The sequence below is a fragment of the Mesorhizobium sp. M5C.F.Ca.IN.020.32.2.1 genome, from assembly GCF_004023105.1.
Classification (GTDB): domain Bacteria; phylum Pseudomonadota; class Alphaproteobacteria; order Rhizobiales; family Rhizobiaceae; genus Mesorhizobium; species Mesorhizobium wenxiniae.
Genome location: NZ_RZSX01001115.1, coordinates 1 through 1,728, shown reverse-complemented (window position 1 = coordinate 1,728; position 1,728 = coordinate 1). Strand labels below are relative to the sequence as shown.

Sequence of the window (1,728 nt, the reverse complement as noted above, 5' to 3'; positions counted from 1 at the left end):
AGGTAGATCAGGGTCGAGACGATGTAGGTTTCGAAGGCCCTGAAATTGCGCGACTGGATAAAGTTGGCTGCAAAGGTCAGGTCCTCGGCGGCAATCTGCGAAACGACGGCCGAACCCAGCATGACGATGACGATCTGCGATGACAGCGCAGGCCAGATGCGCTGCAGCGCCGGGACCAGAACGACATACCGGAAGCTTTGGAACGGCGTCATGGCGAGGCTCGCGCCGGCTTCGAACTGGCCGCGTGGCGTGGCCTGGATGCCGGCGCGGACGATTTCGCAGCTGTAGGCGCCGAGATTGACGATCATGGCGAGGTTGGCGGCGGTCAGTTCCGACATCCTGATGCCAAGCGACGGCAGCCCGAAGAAGATGAAGAACAGCTGGATGAGGAAGGGCGTGTTGCGGATCAGCTCGACATAGGTCGCGACGACGGGTTTTAGCCATTTCGGCCCCAGCGCCCGCACCCAGGCGCAGGCAATGCCAAAGGCCACGCCGAACACCGCGCCGATCACGATGAGCTGCACGGTGATCCGGATGCCCTTCAGCAGCACCGGCAGAGAACCGATCAGCCAGCCGAAATCGAACTGATAGGTCATGGCTTGCTATCTGACCTAGAGCGGTTCCGGTTCTCTTGGAACCGGCAACTCGCTCTAACTGTTTGTTTTGCCGCATTTATGCGGACGCCAAATGGTTCCATTTGGCTGCAAAATGCTCTAAGCCACACGCGGCGGGCGGCGATCACAGGTCAGCCGGCAGGTCGACCTTCAGCCATTTTTGCGAAATTGCGTTGAGGGCGCCATCGGACCTGGCAGCGGCGATGATGCCGTTGATCTTGGCCATCAACGCCGGCTCTTCCTTGTTCATGCCGATGTAGCAAGGCGAATTCTTGATCAGGAATTTGAGCTCCGGCCGCTTGGGCGGGTTCTTTTCGAGGATGGCGGCGGCGACGACATTCCCGGTCGCGATCACCTCGACCTGGCCCGAAAGGAAAGCGGAAATAGTGCCGTTATTGTCCTCGTAGCGCTTGATCTCGACGCTCGCGGGCACGACCTTGGTCAGTTCGAGATCTTCGATCGCACCGCGGGTGACGCCAACGGTCTTGCCGGCGAGGTCTTCCGCCTTCGCGACCGCGACATCCGCCGGAGCGAACACGCCATTGTAGAAGGGGGCGTAGGCTTCGGAAAAGTCGATGACCTTCTCGCGATCGGGATTCTTGCCGAGGCTGGAAATGACCAGGTCGACCTTGTTGGTCTGAAGATAGGGAATGCGGTTGGCGCTGGTGACCGGGACGATCTCGACCTTGGCGCCGAGCTTTTCGCCAATCAGATTGGCGATATCGATGTCGTAGCCTTGCGGCGTCATGTCGGCACCGACACTGCCGAAGGGCGGGAAATCCTGTGGCACCGCGATGCGGATGGTGCCCCGCCCCCCAATGTCGCTCAAGGCGTCAGCCCGCGCCTGCGGAGACGGAGCCATGGCGATTCCAGCCATGGCGGCGAAGGCCAGCATGCACATATTGCGACGGTTCATTATTTTCCCCTTTGACTGAGCAAAACCAATTGGTCGTCAGGGCAAAGCAACAGGCATGCCAAACCATCGAAATCGGCTTGAATCGGGCTTTCTCAATGGGATCGGGGAAGGCTTTCTTCACGACCCAATGCCGCTCGACTGGCAGGCCGCCTAAATATTGTGCAGTGCGGCGGTTGCCTGTCAGTCGTAGGTCAGATC

3 protein-coding genes are annotated in these 1,728 nt (G+C 59.7%); all 3 read right to left on the bottom strand.

Going from position 1 to position 1,728, the window contains the following annotated elements; genetic code table 11:
- On the bottom strand, positions 1-596 hold a 596-nt coding region (locus tag EOA86_RS33440), incomplete at its 3' end, for an amino acid ABC transporter permease (protein ID WP_164892272.1).
- Between the two features lie 142 nt (positions 597-738).
- Positions 739-1,509: a transporter substrate-binding domain-containing protein gene (locus tag EOA86_RS33435; protein WP_245497457.1), complete on the bottom strand. Its 771-nt coding sequence runs from the start codon at positions 1,507-1,509 to the stop codon at positions 739-741.
- Positions 1,448-1,728 (bottom strand): hypothetical protein (locus tag EOA86_RS39710; RefSeq protein WP_206630212.1); only part of this gene is annotated, 281 nt, incomplete at its 5' end. The genes EOA86_RS33435 and EOA86_RS39710, both read right to left, overlap by 62 nt.

Bases quoted from the DNA above. Each gene is read 5' to 3' on its own strand.
- EOA86_RS33435 (WP_245497457.1), bottom strand. From the start codon at position 1,509: ATGCTGGCCTTCGCCGCCATGGCTGGAATCGCCATGGCTCCGTCTCCG.